The sequence below is a fragment of the Rhodovulum sp. PH10 genome (assembly GCF_000293785.1).
Classification (GTDB): domain Bacteria; phylum Pseudomonadota; class Alphaproteobacteria; order Rhizobiales; family Xanthobacteraceae; genus Rhodoplanes.
In genome coordinates this window covers 1-459 of the sequence record NZ_AKZI01000014.1, presented here as the reverse complement: position 1 = coordinate 459, position 459 = coordinate 1, and the positions used below count along the sequence as shown (strand labels likewise).

General features: G+C 67.3%; 1 protein-coding gene. It reads left to right on the top strand.

Features of this window, described 5'->3' with window-relative positions:
- Positions 1-459 (top strand): transposase (locus A33M_RS03530; protein WP_040619139.1); only part of this gene is annotated, 459 nt, incomplete at both ends.

The following is a 459-nucleotide window of genomic DNA, read 5'->3' as shown; positions in this document are numbered from 1 at the left end:
CTGAAACGCTGCGAGGAGGACGGCATCGTCGCCTATGTGCCGCCGGCCGAGCGCAACGGGCGTATCGCGGCGCAGGGCTGCTTTACCCACGTGGAATTCATCTATGACGCCGCGGCGGATGTCTATCGCTGTCCGGCCGGCGCGGAGCTGCCGCCGACCAAGACCCCCAAGAAGAACGCCGCCGGCAAACTCGAGATTCGTTATCTGAGCCGCAAGGCGGTTTGCGACGCATGTCCGTTGCGCCAGCGCTGTATCACTTCCAAATTGGGGCGGCGCGAACTCTACCGCTGGGTGCATGAGGATGTGCTCGACCGCCACCGGGCCCGGATGCAGGACGCCAGGACACTGATGCGTCGCCGCTCCGCTCTCGCCGAGCACCCGTTCGGCACTCTCAAGTGCCGCGCCGGCTACCGACACTTCCTGGTGCGGGGCCTCGCCGCGGTGCGCGGCGAGTGGAGC